The organism is Arenimonas composti TR7-09 = DSM 18010, assembly GCF_000426365.1.
Taxonomy (GTDB): Bacteria; Pseudomonadota; Gammaproteobacteria; order Xanthomonadales; family Xanthomonadaceae; genus Arenimonas; species Arenimonas composti.
Genome location: NZ_AUFF01000011.1, coordinates 1 through 15,383, shown reverse-complemented (window position 1 = coordinate 15,383; position 15,383 = coordinate 1). Strand labels below are relative to the sequence as shown.

Sequence of the window (15,383 nt, the reverse complement as noted above, 5' to 3'; positions counted from 1 at the left end):
CGTGCCCGACACCCTTACCGCCACGATGACGACTCCCCCGGTCCCTGGCCGCCTGATCGTGCTGCGCGCCAGCCGCCTCGAGGCCTTGCTGGCGCCGCTCGACGAGCTGTTGCGCAGCCAGGCGCCGGCCTCGCCGCTGCAGCCGCAGACGGTGGTGGCCGCGCACCCGGGCATGCGCCAGTGGCTGGCCGGGGCGCTGGCCAGGCACCGCGGTCGCGAAGACATCGTCGCCAACCTGGATATCGTGCTGCCGTCGACCTTCCTCGACGGCCTGGCCCGTGAGGTGCTCGGTACCGAGGCGACCTCGCACCAGGCCTGGCGTCGCGAGACCCTGCGCTGGCACCTGCACGCCCTGCTCGCCGAGCCCGGGGACCCGGTGCTCGAAGCCGCGCTCGCCGACGACCACGACGGCCTGCGCCGCTTCCAGCTCGCCGACCGCCTCGCGCGCATCCACGGCCAGTACATGGCCTACCGCCCGGACTGGCTGCGCGCCTGGGCGGCGGGCCGCAGCGCCTTCGCCGAGGAAGGTTTCCATCCGGGCCTGTGGCGCCGCCTGTACCGTCGCCTGCGCCCGCACCCGCACCGCGGCGAGCAGCTCGAGGCGCTGCGCAGGAAACTGGAGCAGGGCGCACCGCCGGCGCTGCCCGACGACCCGCTGCACGTCTTCGGCCTGAGCCACCTGGCGCCGGCGGAGCTGGAGGTGTTCGCGGCGCTGGCGCGCTGGCGGCCGGTGGTCTTCCACGTGCCCGATCCCTGCCGCGAATACTGGATGGGCCTGCGTGGCGAACGCGAACGCCTGCGCCAGCTCGCCGAAGCGCCCTACAGCGAGGAGAGCGAGGCGCTCCTGCTCGAACAGGACCACCCGCTGCTCGCCGCCTGGGGCCGGCTCGGCCAGCACTTCCTGCTGCAGCTGCAGGAGCTGCCGATCGACCTCGACCTGCGCAACCACCACGACCAGCGCGACGACGCGCCGAAGCATCTGCTGGACCGGCTGCAGGAAAGCATCCGCCGCCTCGAGCCGGCGCTCGCCGCGGACGATCCGCGCGCGCCGGCCGAGCGCCGCGCCGATCCCTCGCTGCGCGTGCACCGCTGCCATACCCGCCTGCGCGAACTCGAGGTGCTGCGCGACGCCCTGCTGCAGGCGCGTGTCGACGACCCGACGATCGAACCCGCCGACATCGTCGTGATGGCGCCCGACATCCGCGCCTACGTGCCGCTGCTGCCGGTGGTGTTCGGCCCGGCCGGCGATCCGGCGCAGCCGCTGCCCTGGCATCTCGCCGACGTCGCCGTCGCCGACACCTCGCCGCTGCTCGCCGCGTTCCGCCGCGTGCTGGCGCTGCCGGTGTCGCGGGCGACGGCGCCGGAACTCGTCGACCTGCTGGCGCAGCCCGATGTCGCCCGCCGCCTCGGCCTGGACGAGGACGCGATCGCGACGCTGGCGCGCCGGCTCGGCGACGCCCGCGCCGCGTGGGCGCTCGATCCCGGATTCCGCGCCGCCTTCGGCGTGCCGGCGCGCGAGGAACACACCCTGGCCTGGGCGATGGACCGGCTGGTGTCGGCCTTCGTGCACGGCGACGAGGACGCGGTCACCGTGCACGCGCTCGCCGACGGCAGCGAAATCGCATCCGTGCCGGCGGTCGCTGCCGGTGGCGCGCCGGGCCTGGCCGCGCTCGACCATCTGCTGCAGCAGCTCGCGGCGATGCGCGCCGATGCCGCCGCCGCGCTGCGCGCGAAGGACTGGGCGGCGCGGCTGCAGGAGCGCCTCGATGCGCTGATCGCGCCGGATCCTGCCGACGACGGCTCGCGCACGGCGATGGAAACCCTGCGCGGCATCCTGCACGCGCTCGCCGCCGAACCGGAAGACGCCGGCGAGAATCCGCCGCTGTCCTACGCGGTGGTGCGGCGCTGGATCGAGGAGAAGCTCGATGCGCTGTCGGCGCGCCAGCGTTTCCTCGCCGGCGGCATGACGGTCTGCGGCATGGTGCCGCAGCGCGCGATTCCCTTCCGCATCGTCGCCGTGCTCGGCCTCGACGAAGGCGAGTTCCCGCGCAACGACGTCGACGCCGGTCTCGACCCGATCCGTCGCCCTGGCCTGCGCCGCCTCGGCGACCGCGACACCCGCAGCGACGACCGCTACCTCTTCCTCGAAACCGTGATGTCGGCGCGCGACCGCCTGCATCTGAGCTGGCGCGGCCGCGACGCGAAGGACGACAGCCTGCGCAATCCGGCGGCGCCACTGGTCGAACTGATGGCGGCGCTGCCTCCGCCGCCGAAGCCTGCCGCGGGCGGCGTCACGCCGCCGCCGGACTGGCGCGTCGATCATCCGCTGCAGCCCTTCGACGCGCGCTATTACGCGGAGGGCGGCGACCCGCGCCTCTACACCTTCGCGGCCGGCTGGAGCGGGGTGGGCAAGGGCGGTGCCGCGCCGGAAGCTGCGGGTGCCGGTGCCGGTGCCGGTGCCGACGTTGCGGCGCCGCCGGCGCACGACGGCGATGCGCCGGTGCACCTGCAGCTCGACGAGCTGCGCCAGCGCTTCCGCGACCCGGCGAAGGCGCGGCTGGCGCGTGACCTGCGCGCCCGCCTCGACGGCCTCGAGGAGGAGGCGCTGGCCGAGGACGAACCGCTGGAGGAAACGCTGGCGCCGCTCGACCGCGCCGCCCGCGGCCTGCTGCTCGCGGCGCTGCGCGATCCGGCCCGCCGCATCGACCCGTCGCCGCCGCGGCATCTCGTGCGCGGCGGCGTGCTGCCGGCCGGCCGACTCGGCGAACGCGCTTGGGCCGGCGAGGTCGAGAGGGCGCAGATCCTTCTCGCCGCGATCGAAGAGCGACCGGAAACCACCAGCCTGTTCAGCCCCGTGCTCGCGGACGAGTTCGCGGACGCGCCGCTGCGCCGCGACTTCGGTCGCTACCGCATCGACGGCCGGCCGTCGGGCGTGCACGAACGCGACGGCATCGCGTGGGTCTTCGCGGCCTTCCCGCATGTGGATCGCGAACACGATCTCGGCTTCGGCGAACGCCTGCCGCTGTTCCTGGTCTGGGCGCTGCTGCGGCTGGCGCCGGAGAACGCCGAGCGGCGGGTGCGCCTGTGCCTGCTGCTGAAGCATTCGGCGCGCGCGCGTGGCGAGCGCTACCCGTGGCAGCGGGCGATCGCCGAATGGGACGAGGCGTGGGTCCACGCCGACGCGGACCTGCGCAAGCTCCTGTCCGGCGCGCTCGAGCAGCACGTGTCCACGCTGCTCGAGCACGCGGTCGCGCCGCCGCCGACGTGGTTCCCGCGCACCGCCTCCGCCGTCGTCACCGGTCGCGACGCGGAGGAGGCGTGGCAGCAGGAGCGCGCGTACACGCCGGGCTACGCACGCCTGCTCGGACGTGGGCTGGGATTCGCGGAAGGCAGCGGCGAGGAGGCTGCGCTGCGGCTGCGCGCGCGCCGGCTCGCCGAGGCGATCCTGTGGCCGCTGACGGCGGAAGAGGAGGGCGCATGAGCGCGCCCGCGCCGCCGATCCGCGTGCGGCACTGGCGGGAGCTGCCGCTGGATGCCGGCGGTCGTTCGCTGGTCGAGGCCAGTGCCGGCACCGGCAAGACCTGGACGATCGGCGTGCTCTACCTGCGCCTGCTGCTGGAATCGTCGCCGGCGCTGCGGGTCGAGCAGATCGTCGTCACCACCTTCACCGATGCCGCCGCGCAGGAGCTGCGCGAGCGGCTGCGGACACGGTTGACGACGACGGCGGCGGCCGCCGCCGCCGCGCCCCCCGCTGTAGGAGCGCCTTCAGGCGCGATGTCGAAAGGCATCGCGGCTGAAGCCGCTCCTACGGGGGAGCAGAAGGCGGACGACGTGGCCTGGCTGCACGCGCGCTGGGCCGACGAGCCCACCCGCCGCGAGGACCTGCGCCGGCTGCGCCTGGCCCTCGCCGACTTCGACCGCGCGCCGATCGGCACCCTGCACGGCGTCTGCCGGCGGATCCTCGCCGAGCATCCGCTCGAGGGCGGCGGCGATTTCGAGCCGGGCGCACCGACCTCCGGCGAGGCGTTGCTCGATGAGCTCGCGCGTGACGCGTGGCGCGTGCTGCACCAGGGCGACGGCGACGACGGCGATCCGTTCGAGGCCGCCGGCATCGCCAGGCCGAGCCTGCATCAGTTCACCCGCACGCTTCGCGAGGTGCTGCGTCCCGGCGTGCGCATCGACGCCGACGGCGAGTTGCTCGACGACCTGCGCGCGGACACGCCGGCGGACTTCGCCGGGCGCGTGCACGCGCTGCTCGCCGACCGGGCGTTGTTCCAGTCGCGCAAGACCGCGCTCGCCAACGCGCTGCGCGGTTTCGCCGACTTCCTGTGCGGCGACGATGCGGCGCTGAAGGACAGTGCGCCCGAGCATCTGCGCCGCTTCGACGTCGCCGACCAGATCGCGCCGGCGCGGCAGCAGGCCTTCATCGCCGAACCGTTGATCGTCGAACTCCGCGCCCGCTTCGCCCGCTACGAGGCGGCGCTGTGCCGCCCGCGCCTGCGCTTCTGGAAGGCGCAGCAGGAACAGGCCGAACGCTGGCGCGGCGAGCGCCTGGCGGCGCGCGGGCAGACGACCTTCGACGAGATGGTGCGGCAGGCGCATGCGGCGATCGTCGCGCGGCCGCTGCTGGCCGACGCGCTGTTCGCGGACTGGCCGGTGGCGCTGGTCGACGAGTTCCAGGACACCGACGCGCTGCAGTACGGCATCCTCGACCGCGTCTATCGCGAGGCGGACGGCAGCAAGCGCGGGCGGCTGGTGATGATCGGCGACCCGAAGCAGGCGATCTACGGCTTCCGCGGCGGCGATCCGCTCGCCTACCGGCGCGCCCGCAGCCACGCCGACCACGCGCTGACGCTCGCCACCAACCACCGCTCCAGCCGCGCCTGCGTCGACGCGGTGAACGCCTTCTTCGAACACGCCGGTCCGGCGCTCGGGCGCAGTCCGGGCTGCGACATCGTCGTCGAGCCGGTGCTGGCCAGCGGCCGCGCCGACGCGACGCCGCTGACGATCGACGGCGTCGCGGTCACCCGTCCGCTGGTGCTGCACCATCAAACCGACGACCCCGGCAGCGCGCCCGCCCGCCGGCGCGCGGCGCTGACCGCCTGCGCGCGGCAGATCGCGACGATGCTCGCCGACGGCCGGCACGCGCTCGGCGGCGTCCCGCTGGCGCCGGGCGACATCGCGGTGCTGCTGCCGCGCAACAGCGACATCGTCGCGCTGCGGGCCCTGCTGCAGGCCCGCGGCGTGCCCTGCGTCGGCGGCGCCCGCGACAGCGTGTTCGCCGGCGACTGGGCCTTCGAGCTGCACGTCGTGCTGCAGGCCCTGCTGGCCGACGACGACGACGGCGCCCTGCGCGCGGCGATGCTGACCGGGCTGTGGGGCGCCGGCATCGCGGAGGTCGCCGCGCTGGACCAGGATGCCGCCGCCTGGCAGGCCGCCGCCGAACGCCGGCGCGAACTGCGCGCGACCTGGCAGCGGCGCGGCGTGCTCGCGGTGGTCATGCAGCTGGCCGAAGCGGCAGCGGGCCGCCTGCTCGCCGGCCCGAGCGGCGAACGCGACCTGACCGACCTGCGCCATCTCGGCGAACTGCTGCAGCAGCACGCCGCCGAAGTCGCCGGGCCGCGCGAACTGCTGGCCTGGTTCGCCGCCCAGCGCGACGGCGACGGCGGCGACGACGATGCCGCCGACGAACGCCAGCTGCGCATCGAATCCGATGCCCGCCGGGTGCAGCTGCTGACCCTGCACAAGAGCAAGGGCCTGGAGTTCCCGATCGTGTTCCTGCCGCTGTCGTGGGCGCACGAGGCGCAGCGGGCCTCGCCGCCGTGGCTGGTCGCTCACGACGACGAACCCGGCCGGCGGCTGTCGTATGCCCCGGACGACCATGCGCGCGCCTGCCGCGACGGCCAGGACGAGCGCTTCCGCACGCTGTACGTCGCGCTGACCCGCGCGGTGCACGCCTGCCATGTCTACACGCTGCCGCCGGACCGCCCGGCGAACGCGCGGGCGAAGAGCCCGAAGGTCGATCCCGACCGCTCGCCGCTCGACGCGATGGTGCAGACGCTGCTGACCGTCGAGCGCGCGCGCCTGCCCTGCATCGAATGGCGCGACGGCTGGCCGCGCGACGAAGCCCGCCTGGCCGCCGACCCGAGCCTGACCGCGCCCCGCCGCGCCCGCGTGCTGCCGCCACCGCCGCCGCCGCGGATGCGCCTGAGCTTCTCGGCCCTGGTCGGTGCCGCCCGCGCCGGCGTCGAGGAAGCGCCGGCCGACGACGAGGCGCTGGCCGCTGAGGTGATCGTCGCGACGGCGATGCCGGCGCCGGATGCGATCGCGCCGGATCCGCTGGCGCCGGCCGCGGAAGAACCGCATCCGGCCCTGCTCGCGCTCGCCGGCAGCCGCGGCACCGCGTTCGGCAACGCGCTGCACGCGGTATTCGAGGACCGCGCCTTCGATCGCCCGCTGCGCGAGCAGGCCGGCATGATCGCCGGCGCGCTGGCGAAGGCCGGCGTCGCCGCGACGATGCCGCTGCCGGAACTGGCGGCGCGCCTGGGCGAGCGTCTCGACGGCGCGCTCGCCGCCGAACTGGCGCCGGGGCTGCGCCTCGGCGAGGTGCCGGCGACGGCGCAGCGCGCCGAGATGAGCTTCCATTTCCCGCTCGACGACGTCCGCGTCGACGCCCTGCGCGCGGCCTGCGCCCGGCACGGCGAGCCGGACCTGCTGCCGCCGTTGTCGCTGTCGCGCCTGCGCGGGCTGATGACCGGCGCGATCGACCTCGTGTTCGAGCACGCCGACCGCTGGTACGTGCTCGACTACAAGGGCAACTGGCTCGGCGAACGCCTGTCGGATTACCAGGGCGCGGCGCTGCGCGCGACGATGGACCACGCGCACTACCGCCTGCAGGCGCTGGTCTACACGGTCGCGCTGCGCCGGCTGCTGCGGCAGCGGCTGCCGGGTTTCGATCCGGCCCGCCACCTCGGCGGCTACGTCTACCTGTTCGTGCGCGCCGCCGGCCTGGCGCCGGGGGCCGGCGTCTTCGCCGAACGTTTCGAGGACGCCCTCGTCGCCGCGGTCGACGCCGCGTTCGCCGCTCGCGTGGAGGAGCCGGCATGAGCCACCTGCGCTACGACGCCCGCCCCCCGCGACGGCTGCCCGAAGACGGCCTGCGGCCCGAGCAGTGGGCGCTGGCGCGCACGCTGGCGCGCTGGGTCGAGGCGCACGGCGGCTCGCCGCGGCTGGCGACACTGGCCGCGCGCGCCGCGCTCGCCGAACAGGACGGCGATACCGCGCTGCAGCTGGACGACGAGGCCCGCGCAGCGGTCGCCGGCGAGCCGCTGGTCGGCGACGGCGCCACGACGACGCCGTTCGTGCTCGACGCCGGCGGCCGTTTCGCGCTGTGGCGCAACTTCGCGCACGAGCGCGAGATCGCCGGTCTCGTCGCCGCCCGCCGCGCCGCGGCGGCGCCGCTGCCGCTGGCCGCCGAGGTGCTCGCGTCGCTGTTCCCCGGCGGCGACCCCGCGCGCGAGGGCGCCCAGCGCGCCGCCGTCGACGCGGTCGGCGGCCGCCGGCTGTTCGTGCTGACCGGCGGCCCCGGCACCGGCAAGACGACGACGGTGCTGCGCATGCTGCTGCGCCTGTTGCGCGACGACATCGCCGCCGCCGACGGCATCGCGGTCGCGGCGCCGACCGGCAAGGCGGCGCAGCGCCTCGTGCAGTCGCTGCGCCAGGAATCGGCGCGCCTGCGCGACCAGCTGCCGGCGGACTGGGCGCGCCTGCTCGACGCGCTGCCGGTCGCCGAGGCGTCGACCGTGCATCGCCTGCTCGGGTGGTCGCCGCGCCGCGGGCTGTACGGGCGCGGGCCGGACTCGCCGGTCGAGGCCGGCGTGGTGGTGATCGACGAGGCCTCGATGCTCGACCTCGGCCAGCTGCGCGCGCTGCTGCGGGCGCTGAAGCCGACCGCGACCCTGGTGCTGGTCGGCGACGCCGACCAGCTCGATTCGGTCGGCGCCGGCGCGGTCTTCGGCGACCTGGTGGCGGTGCTCGCCGCCGCGGGCGCGCCGGATCTGGTACGCCTGCGCCACAGCTTCCGCGCCGACGCCCGCCTGGTCGGCGTCAACGAAGCGGTGCGCGACGGTGATCCCGCCGCGCTCGCGGCCGCGATCGCCGCCGCCGGCGGGCAGGCGCAGCGCCGCCCGGTCGCCGATCCGCCGGCGCTGCAGCGCGAACTGCGCGCCTGGATCGCGAGCCTCGCCGCCGACGGCCCGCCACCGCCGCTGCCGGCCGGAGCGGAGGCCGCGGCACACGCGGCGGGCACGCGATTGCGCGCACTCGCCGCCCGCCAGCTGCTGTGCGCGCTGCGCGACGGCCCCTTCGGCACCGTCGCCACGAACGCGGCGATCGAAGCGGGCCTGCGCCGGCACTGGGCCTTGCCGGTGGACGCCGGCTGGTATCCCGGCCGGGTCGTGATGGTCACCCGCAACGACTACGGCCTGCGCCTGTTCAACGGCGACATCGGCCTCTGCCTCGCCGATGCCGACGGCAGCCTGCGGGTCTGGTTCGAGGCCGACGGCGGCCTGCGCGCCCTCGCCCCAGGCGCGCTGCCGGCGCACGACGCGGCCTTCGCGATCACGATCCACAAGAGCCAGGGCAGCGAGTACCGCCACGTCGCCCTGCTGCTGCCGCCCGATCCCGAACACCGCATCCTGTCGCGGCAACTGCTCTACACCGGGGTTTCCCGCGCCCGCGAGTCGGTCGCGCTGTGGGCGGGCGACGCGGTGCTGGCGACGGCGCTGGCGCGGCCGGTGCGGCGGGTGGGTGGGCTGGTCGCGCGACTGCAGGAAGCCACACCCATGAAGCAGGCCTCGACGTGAAACCAGAGATCAGCATCCGCGCCGCCACCGCCGCCGACGCCGACCTGCTGTACGCCCTGATGCGCGCGCTGGCCGAATACGAGGGCGACGTGCGCCACCTGCTGATCGACCGCGAGGCCCTGCGCCGTGACGGGCCGGGCGGTGCGGAGCGGTTCGGCGCCTTCATCGCCGAATCCGACGGCGAGGCGCTCGGCTTCGTCAGCTACACCCGCACCTACGCGATCTGGGCCGCGCATGCGCGCCTGCTGATCGACGACGTCTACGTCAGCGACGCCGCGCGCGGCCGGGGCGTCGGCGAGCGACTGATGCAGGCGGTGCGCGAACTCGCCCGCAGCGAGGGCGCCGGCAGCATCCGCTGGACCGTCCAGCCCGGCAACACCCGCGCCCAGGCCTTCTACGCCCGCCTCGGCGCCACCGGCATGGAGCGGCAGGTGTGGACGTGGTGGGTGGATGGGCGGGAGGGCGGGGGACGGAAACAGGAAATGAAAAATGAAAAATGAAAGATGAAAAATGAAAAATGAAAAATGAAAAATAAGAAACAAGAAGTAGGGGTAGGGGTAGGGGTAGGGAGCGGGAAGCACGACGACTACTTTCTAATTCTTACTTTTTACTTCTTGGTTTTTAGTTCTTGTCCCCTGCTTGCGTTGTGCCGCCCAACACGCGCCCTTGATCCAGCCGCCGCGAAGATCCGCCCATGAAAGCCCGCCTCCTTCCCGTCCTCCTCGCCGCCACGCTGGCCACCGCCTGCGCGACCACCACCTCACCGACCGGCCGCACGCAGTACGTCGGGGCGGTGTCGCAGCAGCAGCTCGACCAGCTCGGGGCGCAGGCCTTCGAACAGCTCAAGCAGCAGAAGCGGCACAACGTCGATGCGGTCCAGACGCGGCGGGTGCGCTGCATCGTCGATGCACTGGTGGCGCGGCTGCCGGCGGAGCAGCGCCGGGTGGGCTGGGAAACCGCGCTGTTCGTCGATGCCGAGGCGAATGCGTTCGCGCTGCCCGGCGGCAAGGTCGGCGTCTACGAAGGCATCTTCCAGGTGGCTCGCGACGACGACCAGCTCGCGGCGGTGCTCGCGCACGAGATCGCGCACGTCGTCGCCCGCCACCACGACGAGCGCCTGACCCGCCAGGCCGGCGCCCAGGGCGCGGTGCAGCTGGTCGGTGCCCTGCTCGGCACCCGCTACGGCGACAACGTCGTCGGCGCCGCGACCCAGGGCGGCTCGATCCTCGCCCAGACCGGCTTCCTGCTGCCGGGTTCGCGGGTGCAGGAGGACGAGGCCGACATCGTCGGCCAGCGCCTGATGGCCGATGCCGGTTACGACCCGCGGGCCGCCGTGAACCTGTGGCAGAACATGCTGGCGGCCAGCCCATCGCGGCCGCCGCAGTTCCTGTCGACCCATCCGGACCCGACCGCGCGCATCGCCCAGATGCAGCGCCGGGCCGGCGAACTGGGCCCGGTTTACGAGGCCGCCCGGGGCCGCCGCGCCAGCTGCCGTTGAGGTCCCGGGCCGGAGCCGGCGAAAACGCAGGAGCGTGTCATCCGCAGCCAACCCATGTGCGTTAGCTAGAATGACCTCACTCTCCGAAGGCATTCGCACGGCATGGACGGACTACCCGTGGCGCTCACACCGGCCCTCATCGTCGAGGACGAACCGGCCACCCAGCGCCGGCTGGCCGAGCTCCTGACCGAGGTCGCCGGCGCATCGATCGACATCGTGTTCGCCGGCAGCCTCGCCGAAGCGCGGGCGCGGCTCGACGACCTCGACTTCGCCCTGGCCCTGGTCGACATCGGCCTGCCCGACGGCGACGGCCGCGAGCTGATCGCCTGGCTGCATGCCGAGCGTCCGCATACCACCTCGGTCGTGATCTCGGCCTGGGGCCAGGACCAGACCGTGCTCGCCGCCCTGCGCGCCGGCGCCACCGGTTACCTGCTGAAGGAGCGCGACGACGTGGAGCTGGCGGTGTCGCTGCGCAGCGTCGCCCGCGGCGGCGCCCCGATCGACCCGGCCCTGGCCCGCGGCATCCTCGCGCTGGTCACCGCACCGGCCTCGGGCAGCCGCCCGTCCGGCGAGGACCGGCCCGGCGCGCCCTCGCTGTCGGCCCGCGAGATGGAAGTGCTGACCCTGGTCGCCCGCGGTTACAGCAACCGCGAGATCGCCGGCCTCGTCGGGCTGTCGCCGCTGACCGTCGAGGGCTATTGCAAGTCGATCTACCGCAAGCTCGCGGTCGGTTCCCGCACCGCCGCGGTGCACGAAGCGAGGCAGCTGGGCCTGTTGCAGTGACCCCGGCGCGGCTGCGGCTGCGGGCGCTGTACCGGCTGCCCCTCCTGCTGCTCGCGCTGGTGCTGCTGCCGGCCTGCGCGCCGGCACCGGCACCCACCGACGAGACGCGCCGGCTGACGCACGCCGAGGCGGCGCCGGCGGCCGGCGCCGGTGATGCCGTCCCGAGCGCAGGCTGGACCGCGGTCGAACTGCCCGATGCCTGGGGCGAGCGCTGGCCCGGACACGACGGCAGCGTCTGGTACCGCCTGCGCTGGACCCAGCCGGATACCCGGCCGACCGCGCTGCTGGTCGATCACGGCACCTTCGCCGGCGCCGTCAGCGTCAACGGCGTGCGGCTCGCCAGCGACGCCTCGCTGGTCGAGCCGCTCTCACGCGGCTGGCTGCAGCCGGGCTTCCTGCTGCTCGATGCGCCGGTGCTGCGCGCGGGCGAGAACGAGGTGCTGGTGCGGGTCGCCGGGCATGCGGCGTTCCGGCCGGGCCTGGCCGAGGTGCGGGTCGGCGATCCGGCGGCGCTCGAGCCGCTGTACCGCTTCCGGCTGGTCGACCGCGTGCACCTGCACGTCGCCGACATCGGCATGCGCCTGGTGCTGGCGGCGCTGTTCGCGGCGATCTGGCTCAGCCGGCGGCAGGACGCCGTCTACGGCTGGTTCGCGCTGTCCCAGCTCGCCGGCGGCATCTATCCCTACTACTTCCTCGCGGTGTCGCCGTGGCCGTTCGCCGACACCCGCGTGTGGTTCGCGTGGGTCGCGGTCTTCTGGATCCTGTCGGCCGCCGCCCAGGCGATGTTCCTGCTGCGCTTCGCCGAACAGCGCCGGCCGGCGCTGGAGCGGATCCTCGGTTACGCCTGCCTGCTCGCGCTGACCGCGGCGACCGTCGCGCCGCAGTGGATGGGCCTGCAGCGCGACGGTTGGGTGCTGCTCGGCACCTCGATCTACTTCGGCGGCATCTTCTGGTTCCTGTGGCAGGCGCTGCGTTCGCCGGCGACCGAGCAGAAGGTGATGGCCGGCTGCCTGTTGCTGCCGGTGCTGGCCTCGGGACACGACTATGCGCTGTTCATGGGCTGGAACCAGGGTGGCCCCTGGCTGCTGAGCTGGACCTCGGTGATGACCCTGATCGGCATCGCCTTCGTGCTGTCGCACCGCTTCGCGCGCGCGCGCCGGCGCATCGAGGCATTCAATGCGGAACTGCAGCAGGAAGTGGAAAGCGCCACCGCGCGCCTCGGCGAGACGCTGCGCCGCGAGCACGCCGCGGCACTCGCGCACGAACGCGCCGACGAACGCCTGCGCCTGGTGCGCGACCTGCACGACGGTTTCGGCGGCACCCTGGTCGCGGCCATCCACCGCCTGCGCCAGGCGCCGGCGGCGACCTCGACCGCCGAGATCGTCGACGTGCTGCGGCGGATGCGCGAGGACCTGCGCCTGGTCATCGATTCCACCGCCGGCGACGGCGACCTCGCGGCGATGCTCGCGAACCTGCGCCACCGCGCCGACATGCTGCTCGAGGGCATCGGCATCGCGGTCGACTGGCGCATCGAGGGCGTCGACGGCGTGCACCTCGGCGGCGCTCGCAGCCTCGACCTGCTGCGCCTGCTGCAGGAGGCGCTGACCAATGCCGGCCGCCACAGCGGCGCCCGCAGCCTGCAGGTGAGTGTCGTGCGCGGCGACGCCGGCCTGCACGTGCTGGTGCGCGACGATGGCCATGGCCTGGCCGACAGCGGCAGGGCGGTCACCGGCACCGGCATGGCGAGCATGCGCCTGCGCGCGGCCCGGCTCGGCGGCGAACTGCAGGTCGCCTCCGGCCCCGCCGGCACCCTGCTGCAGCTCGACTTCCCGTTGCTCGAGGTCGACGAACCCCCGGTTTCGGGGATGACTTCGGAAAAATCCCCCGCGTAGCCTGCGCTCGACCGCAGGGGAATGCGATCACGGTCCGTCGCCGCGCGCCGCGGCATCGGGGGAAATCCGAATGTCGCAGAGCGCCTTGCGTCGCGCTGGCCACGTCGTTGGCCGGCTTTTTTTCCTCGTCCTGCTCGTCGCGAGCGCCGCGGCGCAGGCGCAGTCCCCGCCGGTGCTGACGGTTTCCCTGGATCCGCTGATCTACGTCGAGGACAGCGCGGCGGTTCCGCTCGACGCCACCGCCACGTATGCAGTCGGCGGTGCGCCGATCATGGCGGTCAGCATCCACCTGCCGGACGGCACCGGCGACGACGTCTTTTGTTTGCTCCCGGCGCATGGACCGGCGACATCGTCGCCAGCATCGACCCGTCCAGCCGGGTGCTGACGCTGAGCTCCCCCAGCGGAACCACCGACACGGCCTTCTGGGAAGCGGCGGTGCGCGCGGTCACCTACCGGAACCTCTCGAATGATCCGGATGATCGGCATGGAATCGCTGGTGCGCTGGCGGCACCCGCAGGACGGCCTGGTGATGCCAGGCCAGTTCATCCCGATGGCCGAGGAGGCCGGCGTGATCAGCGAGCTCAGCCGCGCCGTGCTCGCCAATGCGCTGCGCGACCTCGGGCGCTGGCGCGCGGAAGGCCGGCAGTGGGACGTCGCGGTGAACGTGTCGACGAAGGATTTCTCGGACCTGCGTTTCCCCGACCACCTGGCCGAGGAAGCGGCGCGCGCCGGGGCGCCGCTGCAGCACCTGATCCTGGAGATCACCGAAAGCCAGATGGCCGCCGACCGCACGCTGCAGCTCGACATCCTGACCCGCCTGCGACTCAAGCGCGTGCGCCTGTCGATCGACGATTTCGGCACCGGCTATTCGTTCCTGTCGCAGCTGCGCGAGTTCCCCGTCGACGAGCTGAAGATCGACCGCAGCTTCGTGCACGGGGCCGCCCGAGACACGCAGCTCGCCGCCATCGTGCAGTCGAACATCCGCCTGGCCAGCGAGCTCGGCCTGCGCGTCGTCGCGGAAGGCGTCGAGGACCTCGACGACTGGCGTTTCCTGCGCGCCGCGGGCTGCACCTACGCCCAGGGCTACTTCGTCGCCCGGCCGATGCCCGGCGCCGAGCTGGTGGCCTGGGAGGCCGACTGGCGGAGCCGCCGGAGCGAACTCGCGGCCTGAAGCCGCGGCGACCGCGACGGATTCGCGAAGCCGTGACGCGCTTCCCTTCCCGATCCGGCGATCGCCACTAACATCCGAATCGCACGACAACGGCAAACCCATCGAAAGGTGGGGACGCAAAGCTTCCGGCCTACAGGCGCGAGTCGCCCAGGGTAGCGGGGTTGCCGAAGCATCCGCCTCCAGCGATGGACGGTGGGCACGTTGCCGCGCCTCCGTGCTTCCACCCGAACGACTGGAGGAGACCATGTCCGCATCCACCACCCGGGCGCGCTCGCGCGCCGCGTGCTTCGTCTCGCGCAGCGGCCTGCTGCTGGCCTTCGCCGGTTGCCTGGGCGCCGGCCCGACCGCGGCCCGCGGCTGCCTGCGCTTCCATTTCGATTTCGTCGGATCGCCGGCCGATTCCGGCGGCGCGGAATCCGAGCGCGCCCGGCACCGGCTGCTGCTGCGCCTGCAGGGCGACGTCGACGCGCCGGCGGCCGCGCGGGTCAGCGCCTGGCTGCCCGAGGCCCCGCCCGGCGTGCGCGTGGCCATCGACGGCGTTCCGCTGGCGCCGGCGCCGACGCTGATCGATCCGGCGCACCGCGTCGGCATCGCGGTCGTGCACCGCATCGAGGTGATCGTCGCGCCCGACGTGCCGCCGGGGCCGCTGCTGCAGGAGATCCACTGGAGCGCCGAGCCGGCGTGAGCCGGGCCACGGCATCCAAATCGCCGGCCGCCGCCGGCGGTGCAGGTCGTACGCGTGTTCGCGCTGCTGCACGACTCCCAGGTGCGCGACGAGGGCGAATGGCGGTGGTTGCCATGGTGCGGTCGAGAGCTCCCGAGGCTTGAGGCGTCTGCATCCAGCAGAGAAGGCGCCTTTCCGCTGCAGGCATCAATCCATCCGTGCAGCCGCATCCCGAATGTGTTTTTCCTGGCGGCCCGGCGTATCGTCAGCTCCCGCCACGCAGCCCATGGCTCGCGCAGCAGTGCGGGTGGCATAGACAGGACGCGCCTCGCGCTTCCCCGCTTGAGTCGGCTTTCAAAATGATCCCGGTCGAGGTCGTCCAGCGACCTAAGATCCACCCAGCTCTCCCGCGTTAAGGAAGGTCTGAACAACTCCAGGAAAGCGGTTTGATCGACAACCGGTAGCGCGGTGACTCTCTGTGATCAATCCGCATCACCGCAAAGCCGGTCAA

At 73.7% G+C, this 15,383-nt stretch carries 10 protein-coding genes and 1 riboswitch; all 10 genes read left to right on the top strand.

Translation table 11 applies throughout. From position 1 onward, the window contains the following. The first annotated feature begins 25 nt into the window (after window positions 1-25). A complete protein-coding gene (gene recC, locus K311_RS16790) occupies window positions 26-3,481 on the top strand; it encodes an exodeoxyribonuclease V subunit gamma (RefSeq protein ID WP_081683441.1) in 3,456 nt (1,151 codons plus the stop codon). Further along, complete coding sequence (locus K311_RS0112030) at window positions 3,478-7,107, top strand: UvrD-helicase domain-containing protein (protein ID WP_026817518.1); 3,630 nt, start codon at window positions 3,478-3,480, stop codon at window positions 7,105-7,107. The genes recC and K311_RS0112030 overlap by 4 nt, the downstream gene beginning before the upstream one ends. Beyond that, window positions 7,104-8,864, top strand: a complete 1,761-nt coding sequence (gene recD, locus K311_RS16785; protein ID WP_051240082.1) for an exodeoxyribonuclease V subunit alpha — start codon at window positions 7,104-7,106, stop codon at window positions 8,862-8,864. Before K311_RS0112030 ends, recD begins: the two co-directional genes overlap by 4 nt. Continuing rightward, complete coding sequence (locus K311_RS0112020) at window positions 8,861-9,364, top strand: GNAT family N-acetyltransferase (RefSeq protein WP_026817517.1); 504 nt, start codon at window positions 8,861-8,863, stop codon at window positions 9,362-9,364. The genes recD and K311_RS0112020 overlap by 4 nt, the downstream gene beginning before the upstream one ends. Window positions 9,365-9,558: 194 nt before the next feature. Then, window positions 9,559-10,362, top strand: coding sequence for a M48 family metallopeptidase (locus tag K311_RS0112015; protein WP_026817516.1), 804 nt, complete (start codon window positions 9,559-9,561; stop codon window positions 10,360-10,362). 102 nt (window positions 10,363-10,464) lie between these two features. Then, a complete protein-coding gene (locus K311_RS0112010; RefSeq protein ID WP_026817515.1) occupies window positions 10,465-11,145 on the top strand; it encodes a response regulator transcription factor in 681 nt (226 codons plus the stop codon). Further along, window positions 11,142-13,037 (top strand): sensor histidine kinase, encoded by a 1,896-nt coding sequence (locus tag K311_RS16780; protein WP_051240081.1) that lies wholly within the window; start codon window positions 11,142-11,144, stop codon window positions 13,035-13,037. The genes K311_RS0112010 and K311_RS16780 overlap by 4 nt, the downstream gene beginning before the upstream one ends. A gap of 70 nt (window positions 13,038-13,107) precedes the next feature. Continuing rightward, window positions 13,108-13,422 carry a hypothetical protein gene (locus K311_RS0112000; protein WP_026817514.1) on the top strand — a complete coding sequence of 105 codons (315 nt, stop codon included), beginning with the start codon at window positions 13,108-13,110 and terminating at the stop codon, window positions 13,420-13,422. 81 nt (window positions 13,423-13,503) lie between these two features. Further along, entirely contained in the window at window positions 13,504-14,208 is a 705-nt protein-coding gene (locus tag K311_RS16775) for an EAL domain-containing protein (protein WP_081683439.1), read from the top strand. 81 nt (window positions 14,209-14,289) lie between these two features. Further along, a riboswitch (cyclic di-GMP riboswitch) is annotated at window positions 14,290-14,377 on the top strand. Window positions 14,378-14,452: 75 nt separating this feature from the next. Then, window positions 14,453-14,893 carry a hypothetical protein gene (locus K311_RS0111990; protein WP_026817513.1) on the top strand — a complete coding sequence of 147 codons (441 nt, stop codon included), beginning with the start codon at window positions 14,453-14,455 and terminating at the stop codon, window positions 14,891-14,893. Window positions 14,894-15,383: the final 490 nt, after the last annotated feature.